Annotated in this window: 12 protein-coding genes; 1 reads left to right on the top strand and 11 read right to left on the bottom strand. The window is 66.6% G+C overall.

Features of this window, described 5'->3' with window-relative positions; translation table 11 throughout:
* Window positions 1-4: 4 nt before the first annotated feature.
* From ACJ8AT_RS09040 to ACJ8AT_RS09000, 9 genes are all read right to left on the bottom strand, one after another.
* Window positions 5-463, bottom strand: coding sequence for a DUF6484 domain-containing protein (locus ACJ8AT_RS09040; protein ID WP_407737280.1), 459 nt, complete (start codon window positions 461-463; stop codon window positions 5-7).
* Between the two features lie 76 nt (window positions 464-539).
* Window positions 540-2,813: a type VI secretion system Vgr family protein gene (locus ACJ8AT_RS09035; protein WP_407737241.1), complete on the bottom strand. Its 2,274-nt coding sequence runs from the start codon at window positions 2,811-2,813 to the stop codon at window positions 540-542.
* Window positions 2,814-2,832: 19 nt separating this feature from the next.
* Window positions 2,833-3,402, bottom strand: coding sequence for a hypothetical protein (locus ACJ8AT_RS09030; RefSeq protein WP_407737240.1), 570 nt, complete (start codon window positions 3,400-3,402; stop codon window positions 2,833-2,835).
* A gap of 15 nt (window positions 3,403-3,417) precedes the next feature.
* Entirely contained in the window at window positions 3,418-6,120 is a 2,703-nt protein-coding gene (locus ACJ8AT_RS09025) for a type VI secretion system Vgr family protein (protein ID WP_407737239.1), read from the bottom strand.
* Window positions 6,121-6,196: 76 nt separating this feature from the next.
* Complete coding sequence (asnS, locus tag ACJ8AT_RS09020) at window positions 6,197-7,600, bottom strand: asparagine--tRNA ligase (protein WP_407737238.1); 1,404 nt, start codon at window positions 7,598-7,600, stop codon at window positions 6,197-6,199.
* A gap of 114 nt (window positions 7,601-7,714) precedes the next feature.
* Window positions 7,715-8,137, bottom strand: a complete 423-nt coding sequence (locus tag ACJ8AT_RS09015; protein ID WP_407737237.1) for a GTP pyrophosphokinase — start codon at window positions 8,135-8,137, stop codon at window positions 7,715-7,717.
* A 44-nt stretch (window positions 8,138-8,181) separates the two neighbouring features.
* Window positions 8,182-8,559 carry a peptide chain release factor-like protein gene (locus ACJ8AT_RS09010; RefSeq protein ID WP_407737236.1) on the bottom strand — a complete coding sequence of 126 codons (378 nt, stop codon included), beginning with the start codon at window positions 8,557-8,559 and terminating at the stop codon, window positions 8,182-8,184.
* Window positions 8,560-8,703: 144 nt separating this feature from the next.
* The gene (locus ACJ8AT_RS09005) at window positions 8,704-9,120 is read right to left on the bottom strand and encodes a group I truncated hemoglobin (RefSeq protein WP_407737235.1); all 417 of its coding nucleotides are present in this window, start codon (window positions 9,118-9,120) and stop codon (window positions 8,704-8,706) included.
* Window positions 9,121-9,222: 102 nt separating this feature from the next.
* On the bottom strand, window positions 9,223-10,269 hold the full coding sequence (locus ACJ8AT_RS09000; RefSeq protein ID WP_407737234.1) for an NAD(P)-dependent alcohol dehydrogenase: 1,047 nt from the start codon (window positions 10,267-10,269) through the stop codon (window positions 9,223-9,225).
* A gap of 361 nt (window positions 10,270-10,630) precedes the next feature.
* On the opposite strand from ACJ8AT_RS09000, the gene ACJ8AT_RS08995 reads away from it, so the two are divergent.
* Window positions 10,631-11,326 (top strand): pirin family protein, encoded by a 696-nt coding sequence (locus tag ACJ8AT_RS08995; protein ID WP_407737233.1) that lies wholly within the window; start codon window positions 10,631-10,633, stop codon window positions 11,324-11,326.
* Window positions 11,327-11,360: 34 nt separating this feature from the next.
* Here ACJ8AT_RS08995 and ACJ8AT_RS08990 read toward each other — a convergent pair whose 3' ends face one another.
* Window positions 11,361-12,002 (bottom strand): hypothetical protein, encoded by a 642-nt coding sequence (locus ACJ8AT_RS08990; RefSeq protein ID WP_407737232.1) that lies wholly within the window; start codon window positions 12,000-12,002, stop codon window positions 11,361-11,363.
* Window positions 12,003-12,009: 7 nt separating this feature from the next.
* Window positions 12,010-13,254 (bottom strand): AAA family ATPase, encoded by a 1,245-nt coding sequence (locus ACJ8AT_RS08985; RefSeq protein WP_407737231.1) that lies wholly within the window; start codon window positions 13,252-13,254, stop codon window positions 12,010-12,012.
* Between the last annotated feature and the right edge of the window lie 29 nt (window positions 13,255-13,283).

The following is a 13,283-nucleotide window of genomic DNA, read 5'->3' as shown; positions in this document are numbered from 1 at the left end:
ACCGCTAGTTGATCTGCACCGAGCCACCCTTGATTCGGTTCGTCCCCGAGGCGCGGGTCTCCACCTGGACGCCGCGGATGAGGATCTTCCCGTTGCGCCGCAAGGTGATGGAGGCCTGGCCGCAGCGCAGGACGAGCTCGTCCTGAGCCTCGAGCTCGACGACTCGCGGCTTGCCGTCGACCGTCGCCTCCATGGGGGCTGGGGCAGGCAGGTTCTCGAGGATGGCATCCACGAGGGGGGTCGCGCTTATCGCCTGCACCAACCCCATGATGAGGGGCAGGGAAGGATCTCCATTCTCGAACATGAGCACCACGCCTTGCCTGGAAGCGATGGCGTGCCGGAGTTGCTCAGGCGTCAAGGGCACCGTGGTCCGCGCGGGCAGGGGCCCGAGACGGTTGCCTTCGAAGTCCACGAGGAGAGAGCCCGGTGGGCTTGGAGTGAGCCACCCTACGCGGGATCCCAGCAGAGGCTCCGAGCTCGACTCTTGCCGCTCCTGAGGCTCGGAGTGGGTCCTCGTCTGCGTGTTCTTGGCTGTCATCTCAGTTCTCTTCGATCTTCGAGGCCTTCAGCACCATGTCACCCGACGCGGTGACTTCAATCTTCCCGCCCTTGATGACGACCTTGCCGTCCTTCTTCACCTGGATGGTGGCACTGCCCACCTGGAGCGTGAACGAGTTCTCCGCCGACAGCACCAGCTCCTTGCCTTGGATGGCGTAGCTCTCCTTGGCGAGCACCTGGTACTTGCCCCCCACGTTGAGCAGGTGATCCTGATCCACCTTCAGGTTGCGCTTCTTCTTCACCGTCTCCGAGTAGTCCCCGCCCACGCTCAAGGTGCGGTTGCCCTTCACCGTCTCGGACTTCTTGGCGCCCACCAGCTCCACCTTCGCGCCGCCCACCTGCTCGGACTTCAGCCCGCCCACCAGCTCGTTCATCGCGCCGCCCACCGTCACCGCGTAGCCGCCGCCAATGTTCACCGCCTTGCCCAGACCGATGTTCTCCGCCGAGGCCAGCGCCACCGACACGCTCTGCGCTCCGCCCACCGTGACGGACTGGTTGCCCCCCACCGACTCGGTGTGGTTGCCCCCCACTGTCGTCGAGCGGTTCTTCGTCACGTCCAAGGACTGGTTGCCGCCGATGACCGAGGAGTCGTCCTTCTTCACCTGCAGGGATTGGTTGCCGTGCACCTCCCGGCTCCGGTCCTTCTCCACCAGCAGCTTCTCGTTGCCGCCCACCTGCTGGGCCTTGTCGTTCTCCACGACGATGTTGAAGTCCTTCTGCGCGTGGAAGAACACCTCCTCCGAGCCCGCCGCATCCTCGAAGCGCAGCTCGTTGAAGCCTCCACCGCCGGGGCTCGAGTTCGAGCGCAGCGTGCTCTTCGTCTTCTCACCGGGAAGCTCCAACGGCGGTGGGTGGTGCCCGTTGTACACGCTGCCCGTCACCAGCGGCCGGTCCGGATCCCCCTCCAGGAACTCCACCACCACCTCCTGGCCGATGCGTGGCAGGTACAGCGCGCCCCAGCCCGGCCCCGCCCACGCCTGGCTCACCCGGATCCAGCACGAGCTCTTGTCGTCTCCCTTGCCCTCCCGGTCCCAGTGGAACTGCACCTTGATGCGGCCGTGCTCGTCGGTGTGGATCTCCTCGCCGGCCGGGCCCACCACCACCGCCGTCTGCGGTCCCGGCAGCCAGGGGCGCGCGGTCCTCCGCTCGGGCCGGAAGGGCACCGCCTTGCGCAGACAGGTGAAGTGGTTGCGGTAGGCCTCGGGCTGCTCCCCGGAGCGCCGGACCTGGGTGCCCGGCAGCACCTCCGGCTGGGAACCCCGGTGGGTGATGGACACCACCAGGTACTCGCCGTCGTAGGCGCCCGTCGGGTGCTCGGCCAGCTCGAACGTGTAGCCCGGCGTCAGCCTGCGGGAGACGCTCGAGCCCGCGGCCGTCTCCGCCCGGGCGCGCAGCTCCTCCAGGCGGATCTTCGAGTAGTTGCGCCCGGCGCCCACGTCGTCATAGCGCCCGGGGTAGTCGTACACCTCCAGCACCGCGTCGGCGCCGTCCGCCGAGGCGTCCGCGCTCAAGTCGCTCGTGGGCCGCAGGAAGTTGTAGTCGCGCAACATGACGGCGCCGGGTTGCACCGCGAGGTGCGCGGCGAACTCGTTCACGGCCTCCGAGGCCGCCACCATCTGGCTCTTGTCCCGGAAGACCAGCCGGGGCTCACCGGTGAGCGGCTCGTGCGCGGAGGGCGAGTCCCCCAACACCAGCGTGTGGGTGCCCTGCTCGTGCTCGAAGAAGTAGAGGATGCCCTCCTCCTCGAGCAGCCGGGAGATGAAGTCCAGGTTGGACTCGCGGTACTGCACGCAGTACTCGCGCTTGGGATAGCTGCCCGAGAGCGCCAGCCGGTGCTCCACGCCCGCCTCACCGAGGAGCTTCTTCACGATGTCCGGCGTGGTCATCTCCTGGAAGATGCGGCTGCGGCGCACGTGGCGCTGGGTCCACAGCTTGGGCACCACGCGCACCTGGCAGCGCTTGCGCTCGGGGCCCGTGCCCTCGTCCCAGCACCGCACGTGGCCGATGATGCCGTGGACGAAGCGCGCCGAGCCGTCCCCGAGCTGCATCGTGAGCAGCGCGTTCTGTCCGAGCAGCTCCGCGCCGTCCACCTCGATGTCCGGACCGGGCACCAGATCGATCTCCGCCTGGTAGAGCGCCGAGAGTGACTCCTCCACCGTGAAGCCGAGCACGGCCAGCTCGCCGGCGGGGTGGGGGCCGCACTCGAACTCGAACTCCGCCTGGTTCGCCGCCAGCGGCGCAGTGGCAATCGCCATGGTTCGTCTCCTTTGCTGCTCAGGCCCCGCGCCGGGCCGGGGGAATGTCTCGCTTCAGCTCTCCGGGCCAGCTGCCGTCCTGGTGAGAGCGGAAGATCTTTCGCCACGTGCCGCACTTCGTGGCTCTGTCCGGAGGCTGCAATTCGAAGGTCTCGTCCGAGGGAGGGTGGTGGTAGATCAGAACGCCCTTGACGGGCGTGTCCACGTCTGGAGCGCGTTCCACCTCTCCACGAAGCCAGAGTTCTTCCAGCTTGGCACTGAGGGCGGTGTATTCCTCAGGAGTGGGGCGATCTCCATGGTGGAGTTGTCCGAAGTACGAGCGCTCCTCGGGATCTTTCACGCGCAACCAATGCCCCTTGAGGGGGAACTCAGGGGGGATATAGCGGTAGACGATTCCAGAGTCCTTCTCGCGGTACCATTCCTCGGGAGTAACGTAAGAGAAGAGTTTCCCTACGGGAATGCGTTCGACGGAGCCTTTTTCCAACTCAGCTGCCAGTCTTAGCTGGAACTCCTGATGCTCATCGAGGGACTCGAACTGCTTGCCCGAGTGCAGCTTGGCAAGGATGGAGCGTTTGGGAAGCAATCCCATGACTGTCCGCCTTATCTAGAGAAACACCATGGTCTTGAGGTAAGCGCCCGTCGCGGCGCCTCCTTTTTCGAGAATGGCCTCGGGCACGTCGATGAGGATCTGCGTCGCGCCTCCGGCGTAGCCCGTGCCCTGGCCCGCGACGATGCCCTCGTAGACCTTGGTTCCAGCCTTGAGGGTGAGGGTGCTGGACTGGGAAGCGGCGTTTCCCCACTCCGGGCGCAGCGCCATGCGGATCTTCCCTTCGAGCCCGAGCGGCCGTGAGCCGCCGGTGACCCAGCGGCCCTGGGGGAAGGCGCCTCCACCGTGGAGGCGCTCTACCTGCACGTCCTTGAGGAGCACCTTCTCCGTGTAGTGGCCGTCTTTGAAGGCCTCGGCGTCCGCAGGCGAGAGCGGACCCTTTTTCGCGGGGGTATAGGTTTTTTTCTCCTCCGCCACGGAGGGATCCAGCACCTCCTGGAAGGACTTGCTCTGGCCACTGCCGCCGGACTTCTTGTCGATGGAGCTGCCCTTGAGCTTGATCTGCGAGCCGTCGACGGTGAGCTCCTTGGCCCAGAGCTTCACCGTCCCGGACTTGTCGATGAGCAGCGCCAGCTCGCCGCCCACGACGACGGCGGCCTCGTCCGCCTTGAACTTCATGTCCTTCGCGCCAAAGGCCGTCTCCTGCGTCACCTCAGTGAAGGTGTGGCGGCCGGACTCGTCCTTGCGGTCCTGGCCGGCCTCCTGGAGCAGCTTGCCCTTCACCACCTCCTCCACCTCGCCGAGCACGTCGCTGCTGCGGTTGCCGCCAATGGTCTCCGTGCGCTCGGCCCCCACGTCCTCGCTCTTCAGGCCGGCGATCTGCTCCAGCCGGGCGCCGCCCACCGCCTTGTTGAAGGCCAGGGCCACGTTCACCGAGTAGGCGGCTCCAATGGTGAGCGCCGCCGCCGCGCCCACGTTGACCGCGACGGCCTCCTTCACATTCAGGGTGTGGGCCATGGCCACGGTGATGTTCTGGTGGCCCTCCACCTCCTCGGAGTGGCTCTCCTTGACGCGCGTGTCGCGGTTGCCCGTCACCGTCAGGGACTGGCTGCCCTCGATGGTGGACTCGTCCTCCAGCTTTACCGCGAGCACCTGGTTGCCGTTCACCTGCCGGGAGCGGTCCTTCTCCACCAGGAGGGTCTCGTTCCCACGGATGATCTGGGTCTTGTCGTTGAGCGTCTCGAGGTTCTTGTCCTTCTGGGCGTGGAGGTAGACCTCCTCCTGGCCCGCGGCGTCCTCGATGCTCACCTCGTTGAAGCCTCCGCCTCCCGGGGTGGAGTCCGTGCGCTGGGTACTCTTCGTCTTCTCGCCCGGCAGGGGCACCGGCGGCGGGTTGCTCCCGTTGTAGACGGCGCCCACCACCAGCGGCCGGTCCGGGTTGCCCTCCAGGAAGCGGACGATGACCTCCTGTCCTACGCGCGGAATGAAGCTCGCTCCCCAGCCCTCGCCTGCCCAGGACTGCCCCACGCGCACCCAGCATGAGCTGTGCTCGTTGCGCTGCCCTTCGCGGTCCCAGTGGAATTGGACCTTGATGCGGTGGTGCGAGTCCGGCTGCAGCTCCTCGCCCGCGGGTCCCACCACCGTGGCCGTCTGGATGCCAGCAATGACGGGCCGAGGCGTGTCGCGGCGGGGCCGGTAGGGAGCACCCGCTGGCAGCGTCTCGAACTCATTGTGGTAGGAGCCTTCGACTGCCTCCACGTCTCCAAGGATCTCCTGGCGCTGACCCTGGTGGCGCACGCGAATCACCAGAAGCTCACCGTTGAGCTCCGCGGTGGGGTGCTCCGCCAGCGAGAAGGTGGCGCCCGGCAGCAGCCGGTGGCACGTCCCCGCGCAGGCCAACGTCCGCACACCGAAGCGCAGCTCCTCCAGGCGTACCTTGCTCAGCCGCTTGCCCTCGCCGGGCTGCGCGTAGTCGCCGGGATAGTCGTAGATCTCCAACGACTGGACCCCCTGGCTCTCGGTGGCCTGGGTGGTGAGGTCCATCGTGGGGCGCTCGAAGTCGAAGTCCCGGAGCGCCACCTTCCCTGGCAGCAGCCGGTGCGTGCGTGCCACCCGGGTGATGTGCTCGCCCACGGTGGGCGCCTGGCCCGTCTCCGCGCGGAAGAGCAGGGTGGACTCACCGGTGAGCGGCTCGTGCGCGCTGGCCGAGTCTCCCAGCACCATCACGTGCGAGTCGGGCCCGTGCTCGAAGAAGAAGAAGATGCCCTCGGACTCGAGCAGCCGGCGAACGAAGTCGAGATCCGACTCGCGGTACTGTACGCAGTACTCACGCTGGGGGTAGCTGCCCGAGAGCGCCAGGCGGTGATCCACGTGCCCCGCCTTCAGCACCTTCGCGACGATGTCCGGAACGGAGAGGCTCTGGAAGATGCGGCTGCGGCGGATGTGGTGGAGTTGCCTCAGGTTGGGGGTGAGCCGGGCGCGGTACTCGGGCCGGCCATGCCTCGCGCCGAGATCCGCCACCTCCTCCACCCACCCATGGACGAAGCGCTCGGCGCCCTCCGGGGTTCGCACCGAGAACGCCGCCTGTGTGCCGAGCAGCTCTCGGGTGTCCAGCGGCTCCTGGGAGCGAGGGAAGAAGTCGATCTGGAAATCGAAGAGCTCGGAGAGCGCCTCGTCGCCAGCCAGCCGGGTGGCCACGAGGTCTGCCACCGCGAAGGGGCCTGCCTGCAATTCGAAGACAAGCCGATGGTCGCGAGCCACATCTCCCCCCACGCGCTCGGAGCGGAATTCCAGCTCCAGCGTGGGGGATACTACACCCCGCCATCCGCAGGGGGACTCAGAACTGCGCCCAGCCCGGGACGCGCGGGTAGGGGATTGCGTCGCGGATGTTCTGCAGCCCGCAGATGTAGACGATGAGCCGCTCGAACCCGAGCCCGAAGCCCGCGTGCGGCACCGTGCCGTAGCGGCGCAAATCGCGGTACCACTGGTAGTGCTCGGGCTTGAGGCCGAACTGCGCCATGCGCTTGTCCAGCACGTCCAGGCGCTCCTCGCGCTGGCTGCCGCCGATGATTTCACCAATGCCCGGGGCCAGCACGTCCATGGCCGCCACGGTTTTGCCGTCCTCGTTGATGCGCATGTAGAAGGCCTTGATCTTCTCCGGGTAGTTCATCACCACCACGGGCCGGCCCACGTGCTCCTCGGTGAGGTAGCGCTCGTGCTCGGTCTGCAAGTCATTGCCCCACTCGGGCGCGTAGTCCCACTTCTTGTTCTTGGCGCCCTTGAGGATTTCGATGGCCTTCGTGTAGTCGATGCGCTCGAAGCTGGAGTTGATGAACTTCTCCAGGCGCTCGGTGACGCCCTTCTGCACGCGCTCCTCGAAGAACTTCATGTCCGGGCCGCACTCGTTGAGCACGGCCTTGAAGACAGACTTGAGGAAGCGCTCGGCCAGGTCCGCGTCGTCGTTGAGGTTGGCGAAGGCGATCTCCGGCTCGATCATCCAGAACTCGGCCAGGTGGCGCGTGGTGTTCGAGTTCTCCGCTCGGAAGGTGGGCCCGAACGTGTACACCTTGGACATGGCCAGGCAGTAGGCCTCCACGTTGAGCTGGCCGGAGACGGTGAGGTAGGCCTCCTTGCCGAAGAAGTCCTGGTGCCAGTCGATCTTCCCCTCCTGGGTGCGCGGCGGGTTGACGACGTCCAGCGTGGAGACGCGGAACATCTGCCCGGCGCCCTCGGCGTCGCTGGCGGTGATGATGGGGGTGTTCACCCAGAAGAAGCCCTCCTCGTGGAAGAAGCGGTGGATGGCCTGCATCGCCGAGTGCCGCACACGGGTGATGGCACCGAAGGTGTTGGTGCGCACGCGCAGGTGGGCCACCTCGCGGAGGAACTCCAGCGTGTGCTGCTTGGGTTGGATGGGGTACGTCTCAGGATCATCTACCAGCCCGAGCACCTGCACCTCGTCCGCCTGGATCTCAAAGGCCTGGCCCTTGCCCTGGGACTGCACGAGCGTGCCGCGGGCGATGACGGAGGCTCCGGCGGTGAGGTGGAGGATCTCCTTCTCGTAGTTGGGCAGCGAGTTGGGCGCGACCACCTGAATGGGATCGAAGACCGAGCCATCGCTGACGTTGACGAAGCTGATGCCGGCCTTCGAGTCGCGGCGCGTGCGCACCCAGCCGCGGATCTCCACCTTCGAGCCCGCGGGCACCGAGCCCGCGAGGGCCTTCTTCACACTGACGACCTGCATGGCGCTCTCCCTTGCTCCAAGTCGGGCCAGCGAGTTAGCCGTGCTCGGGCCGAAGGACAAGAGCGGTGTTGAGGCCCGAGGCCTGGGAAGGGGCTGCGGGGGCGCTTTGGGCGCTCAGGCCTGCTTGAGCCGGGTCCAGGCGGCGCGGTAGCGGGCCAGGCGCTCGGCCTCCTTGGGTCCCACCGTGGGCAGCCGGCGGATGTCCATGTTGTCCTCCAGGTCCGCCAGCTTTACGCGCCGTGCCAGAGGGTGGGGGCGGACGCGCTCGATGAAGGCCTCGTACGTCTCGCCGTCGCGCTTGGTCAGGCAGTCCAGGGCGCCGAGCACCTCCTCCGGGTAGCCCAGCTCGCGCAGGCGCTCGAGGGTGTAGGGCGTGTCCTCCACCACGTCATGGAGGATGGCGGCCATCCGCTCGGCGTCCGTGTCCAGGCGCATCATGACGCGCAGGGGGTGGAGGATGTAGGTCTGCCCGGCCTTGTCGCGTTGGCCCCGGTGGGCCTCCACGGCGAGGGCGATGGCGTCTTCCAGGGTAGGCATGGGGGAAACCTCCGGGCGGAGAACATCCCTCGCCGGGCGGCGGCTCACCAGAGGTCCTTCTTGCCGCGCAGGGCCTTCTTCTCACCGGTGCGCTTCTTGCCCTCCAGGCGCCGCTTCTGCGAGCCCTTCGAGGGCTTGGTGGCGCGGCGCACCTTGGGCACGAAGGTGAGGGCCTTGAGGCCCTCGCGCAGCCGCTCCAGGGCCACGCCCTTGTTCTGAATCTGGCTGCGGCGCTCGGTGGCGGAGACGGACAGCTCGGTGGGCGGGTGGGTGAGGCGCACGCCGCTCTCGGTCTTGTTGCGGTGCTGGCCGCCCGGGCCGGAGGCGATGAAGTACTCCACTTCGCAGGCCTTCAGCAGCGCCTCGTCGTCGAGCGCCAGGGCTGCCAGTGCGGCCTGTCGGCGGGTGGGGGAGATGCTCATGGCGGGCTCCACCCTAGCCTTTGAGGAGGCGCTGCGCACCGGTGAGACAGTCCGTAGGGCAGGGGCGAGGCCCACGATGGCACGGCTCCCGGCGGGGAGGGTGTTCAGCTCAGGCGCCCTCCCTGCCGTTTTCATTTCACCCACTCAGCTGGCCTTGCGGGAGGCGGGGGCTCTCTCCACCACGATGTCCCCTCGCGTAGTGCCGACGATCTCGAACAGCTCCTTCTGCTCGGCCGCGGGCACCTTGTACTGGTCCAGCACCGCCTTGAAGTGACCGGCGAATACGTCCCACTCGGCTGGGGTGATTTTCAGGTGCTGGTGCGACTCCTTCATCCCCTTGCCCGTGTACCGCTGCGGACCGCCCGTGGCCATGCACACCATCTCCGTGACCAGGTACTTGAAACCCGCCTTCGGCACGCGGTGGTGCGCCTCGTCCACCAGCGGGTTCGCGTTCAGGACAGGGTCCACCATGATGCGTTCGATGAACGTGTCCACCACGGCGGCAATGGCGTAGACGCCACCCAGTCGATCGTACAGGGAGGCGTTGCTGGGGGTACTCATGTGCGGGAACTCCAAGGGGCCAAGTGCCCGGGAGTCTGTCTCCTGGGCGCGTGGAGGATATGCCAGAAGCAATTGGGCTTGCTCCTGGCCCCTCGGCCCCGCTCACCCGTGAGGCGTGATGATGGCTCGCCCTTTCAGCGTCCCCTCGCGCATGCGCCTGTAGGCCTCGTCCACCTGCTCCAGAGGGAAGCGCTCTACCGTCATACGAAGGCGCCCCGCCTGGGCCAGCTCCAGCACCTCCATCAGCTCGGGGATCGTCCCCCAGTACGGGGCCACCACCTGGCACTCCGTGGGGACGCCAAAGAAGTGGAAGGGCAGCACGCCGCCTCCAAGCCCAATCAGCGTGAGCTGTCCGCGCGCCCGGGCCACCCCCGCCGCCAGCTTCAGCGTCGAGTCCACCCCTACAATGTCCAGCACCAGCTCCGCGCCCAGACCGTGCGTCAGCTGGCGGATGTGCTCCGCCGCTCGCTCATCGGTGCGCACGACGTCATCCGCGCCGAGCTCCTTCGCTCGTGCCAGCTTGTCCGCCGAGGTATCCACCGCGATGATCCGCGCGGGGCTCAACGCGCGCAGCAACTGCACCGCCATCTGTCCCAGCCCCCCCACGCCGATGACCACCGCCGTCGAGCCCGGCACCAACAGCGGCAGGGCTCGCTTGATGGCGTGGTACGGCGTCAGGGCCGCATCCACCAAGGGCGCCCAGTCTCGGGGATCCAGCGAGCCCAGCGGCACCAGCAGCCGCGATGACGGCACGAGCAGGTAGTGGGCCATGCTCCCGTCCCGCCCCAGCCCGCCACCGTGCGAGCGCAGCTCGATCACTCGCTCGCAGTGGTTCTCTCCTCCCTGCCGGCACGGCTTGCACCGCCCGCAGCCCCATGGGCCATAGACGAGCACGGGCTGCCCTCGCTCGAAGCCCGTAACGCCGGCGCCCACCGCTTCCACCCACCCCGCCGCTTCATGGCCGAGCGTGAAGGGCAGCGTGTAGGGCATGAAGCCGGGCGGCATCCCCATGATGGTCAGGTCCGAGTGGCAAGCCCCGGCGCCTCCGACCTTGAGGAGCACCTCGCCTGGACCGGGCTCGCGAACGTCCACCTCGCGCAGCTCCGGTGGTTGTTGCCACTCCACGAGTTGATACGCCTTCGTCTTCATGAATCCCCCCGCGCCTGGGATGGCGCTCTGCTGTTCAATGCTGCAATGAGACTGGCCCTGCGGGGCATGGCCCTCCAGGGCAGGCCCCGTTCGTGATGAACCCGGTCGGGACACTTTCGATGCACTCCACCCGGGGCCCTCCTTGCTTGCCTGGAGGGCATAGGGCTCTCATTCTGGATGAGTTCTGGCTCTCAAGATGAGAGTATAGCCCTGTCCCCGGGCAGATTTGTAAATGATTACAAAGGGTTGAGGGGTGGCAGAGAGCTTGCTCTCGTACCTGGCGATATGCCTGAGCCTGCCAAGGCCCGCAACGCCAGAAGCAGTGAAGGCATCTCAGTCAGGTAACAGAAAGGAGTACACCATGATCACCCTTCGACCCGCTGAAGCTCGCGGCCACGCCAACCACGGGTGGCTCGACACGTACCACTCGTTCTCGTTCGCGGATTACTACGATCTGGACCACATGGGCTTCCGCAGCCTGCGCGTCATCAACGAGGACCGCGTGGCGCCGCGCATGGGGTTTGGCACGCACCCGCACCGGGACATGGAGATCATCACCTACGTGCTGGGCGGGCAGGTGGAGCACAAGGACAGCATGGGCACCCATGATGTCATCCGGCCCGGCGAGGTGCAGCGGATGAGTGCGGGCACGGGAGTGCTGCACAGTGAGACGAACCGCTTCGATCAGGAGCTGCACCTGCTGCAGATCTGGATCCTCCCCGAGCGGCGCGGCCTGGAGCCGAGCTACGAGCAGAAGGCGTTCTCCGAGAAGGAGCGCCAGGGCCAGTTCCGGGTGGTGGCCTCGCCGGACGGGCGTGAAGGCTCGGTCACGGTGCACCAGGATGTGACGCTGCACAGCGCGTTGCTCGGCAAGGGAGAGAAGGCCGAGTACACGCTGACGCCGGGACGGCACGCGTGGGTGCAGCTCGCGCGGGGCTCGGCCACGCTGAACGGCGTGGCGCTCAAGGCTGGGGACGGGGCCGCCGTCTCGAACGAGAGCACCCTGGTGCTCACGGCGAACGAGCCGGTGGAAGCGCTGCTCTTCGACCTGGCGTGATTCATCGCGCGGGGGGCTCTCTGGGCCTCCCGCGTCACTTCTCGCTGCGGACTTCTCGCGCTCGGATACGGAGCTTGCCAACGAACCGTTCGAGTTCCGGGACCTTCCGGACCTTCTTCGGGTCGCGGGCAAGCCTCACGAGCGGAACCACCAGCTTCCGATAGATCTGGGCATCTTTGTCGGGCTTGTTCTTCCTGATGCCGATGAGGCCATGGGAAACGAGCTCACCCGCCGGATCTTCGAGCGCCTCAACGTCTTTCACATTCGTGTTCGCCGCGACGAGCCAGGCTTCGAGTTCTTCGCGAGGGAGCGTGATGACAGCGCTCGCTGGGAGCCCTCCAGTAGCCCAACTCGCGACGTGTTCGTAGAGGGGCTCAAGCGACACGGGCCCGACGTCGTCAGTGCGGGGAAGACGCAGCTCCTTGAGCTTGCGGATGCTGGCATCGATTTGGATCACGATGACGTCATAGACGGGGAGGGCCAGGGCAGGGCCCGAGGTCTGCAGGAAGGTTCTGACGCCCTGCCAGCCCGGAGCATGGGCTGGGTCTCCCGTGGACCGGAGCCTGTCGAAGTCGGGATGGAGTTGGACACACTCGTCCGCAGGGAGCAGGTCGAGTGCCAGCGCCTCGATGACGGCGAAGTCCGTTGAGCCCTCGCAGATGATGCCCACGCGCATGGCGACCTCAGAGGATGTTCGGCACCGCTCCGATGAGGCCACGCGTCCACATCTGCGAGAGCGTCAGACCGGACTCCTGCGCCTTCCTGAGCGCCTCTGTGAAGGCAAGTCGGCGGATAACGGTAGGGCCGTGCTTGTCGCGATCAACAGTGAAGAGGCGCACGTCATCGTCACGCAGATCCAAGGCATCCAGCACGAGCGGGTTGTGCGTCGTCAAGAGAACCTGCCGGTCATGCTCCTTGAGCTGGGAAGAGATGACCTCGACGAGCTTCCTGGCGAGGCGGGGATGGAGCGCGTGGTCGATGTTCTCTATGGCAAAGGTACGAGGTGCCAGCTCATGGTGGAGCAGAATGAGCGCGAACAGCACATACAGCGCGCCCTCGCTCGCATCATTCGCTGAGAGAGTATTGCGGCCCTTTCTCATGAACCGGTCTACAAAGTGAACGAGAAGCTTCGGCTGCGGCGTTGCAGGAGGAAGAACTGCCCCGAGGTTGACGTCCTGGGTCCATCCGAGGTTGACGTCCTGAGCCCATCCAATGAGGTTGTGGAAGGCCGCCTGCACGGCATCGATCCCAGGGGACTCACCCATGAGCAGGCTGAACAGGGCGTCGGTGAGGCGGCCTCCCCCCAGGCCCAGCGGGTGGAGGGGATTCTCTTCGGTGACGATGCCGCGGAGGATGGGCGTCTGCGGATCGTAGATCGCGTAGTTCATGAGGCGATCCATGAACCGGCGGACCGCATCCGGTGGCTCCCCGAGAGGGTTGGGAGTATCCGCGACGCTTCGAGTGGGGTCCTTGGGCTTGAAAGACTGGGTCTTGCCCCGAGCCCCCCAGAGCTTGGCTCCGCCGGGACCTCGCGACACGTACTTGCGTGTTCGCTTCCCGGTGCCCACGGCCAGCAACTCGTGGGTGAAGCGCCAAGGAGTGCCCCCGTGCTCAATCGGATTGTCGAGCGAGACGTCGTAGACAACAGGGACCGCCTCGTTGGAGCGCGCGTTGAAGGTGATGACGCGTGGGATGTCGTGGTGGGCGAAGGCGTTCTTGTACAGCGCCGGGACACCCGGGCGGACGCCACGGCGCAACAGAGAGGCATCGTCTACCCGACCGTCTGCGGCTGCTCCGAGTACGCCGATGGCTTCCAGCACGACGCTCTTCCCAGAGCCGTTGGCTCCAATGAAGACGTTCAAGCGTCCGAGTTCGATCTCGGCTTCGACAATGGATTTGAAGCCTCGGATGGTGATGCTGCCAAGCATCGATGCACCTATCGGGACTGACACCCTAC

The organism is Hyalangium sp., assembly GCF_045802625.1.
Taxonomy (GTDB): domain Bacteria; phylum Myxococcota; class Myxococcia; order Myxococcales; family Myxococcaceae; genus Hyalangium.
Note: the sequence above shows the minus strand (reverse complement) of the source record. Positions and strands in the feature narration are given on the sequence as shown.

What these genes read in the sequence shown, in the direction of transcription:
- ACJ8AT_RS09035 (WP_407737241.1), bottom strand. Translation starts at nt 2,813, where the DNA reads ATGGCGATTGCCACTGCGCCGCTGGCGGCGAACCAGGCGGAGTTCGAG.
- ACJ8AT_RS09030 (WP_407737240.1), bottom strand. Translation starts at nt 3,402, where the DNA reads ATGGGATTGCTTCCCAAACGCTCCATCCTTGCCAAGCTGCACTCGGGC.
- asnS (WP_407737238.1), bottom strand. Translation starts at nt 7,600, where the DNA reads ATGCAGGTCGTCAGTGTGAAGAAGGCCCTCGCGGGCTCGGTGCCCGCG.
- ACJ8AT_RS09015 (WP_407737237.1), bottom strand. Translation starts at nt 8,137, where the DNA reads ATGCCTACCCTGGAAGACGCCATCGCCCTCGCCGTGGAGGCCCACCGG.
- ACJ8AT_RS09010 (WP_407737236.1), bottom strand. Translation starts at nt 8,559, where the DNA reads ATGAGCATCTCCCCCACCCGCCGACAGGCCGCACTGGCAGCCCTGGCG.
- ACJ8AT_RS09005 (WP_407737235.1), bottom strand. Translation starts at nt 9,120, where the DNA reads ATGAGTACCCCCAGCAACGCCTCCCTGTACGATCGACTGGGTGGCGTC.
- ACJ8AT_RS09000 (WP_407737234.1), bottom strand. Translation starts at nt 10,269, where the DNA reads ATGAAGACGAAGGCGTATCAACTCGTGGAGTGGCAACAACCACCGGAG.
- ACJ8AT_RS08995 (WP_407737233.1), top strand. Translation starts at nt 10,631, where the DNA reads ATGATCACCCTTCGACCCGCTGAAGCTCGCGGCCACGCCAACCACGGG.
- ACJ8AT_RS08990 (WP_407737232.1), bottom strand. Translation starts at nt 12,002, where the DNA reads ATGCGCGTGGGCATCATCTGCGAGGGCTCAACGGACTTCGCCGTCATC.
- ACJ8AT_RS08985 (WP_407737231.1), bottom strand. Translation starts at nt 13,254, where the DNA reads ATGCTTGGCAGCATCACCATCCGAGGCTTCAAATCCATTGTCGAAGCC.